General features: G+C 39.7%; 1 pseudogene. It reads right to left on the minus strand.

What is annotated here, in order from left to right:
* Positions 1 to 47: 47 nt before the first annotated feature.
* Positions 48 to 343, minus strand: a pseudogene (locus tag HC175_RS21545) (o-succinylbenzoate synthase); the annotation flags it as partial.

The following is a 343-nucleotide window of genomic DNA, read 5'->3' on the forward strand; positions in this document are numbered from 1 at the left end:
CACCATTCTGTTCTTGCTTTAAATGCCTGTTGTATAAACATGTTCTTTTATAGATTAAAATTCCAGTCTTTGTTAGGGCGATACCAAAGTTGTCCATTTTCCACCTCCAGAGGGGCTTCAAAATCGTTGGTATATAATCCGCCGGTGCCTAAACCTTGCGGCATTTCATTTTTAAGCATAAAAGTATGTTGTGCAATGGCGTTAAGTCCTACATTACTCTCCAGTGCACTTGTGATCCACCAGCCGGTATTTTGATCCTTTGCAAGTTTTATCCACTCTTCTGTTCCTTTAAAACCTCCAATGAGGCTGGGCTTAAAAATGAGAAATTGCGGCTGTATAATTT

The sequence above is a fragment of the Salinimicrobium oceani genome, assembly GCF_012037645.1.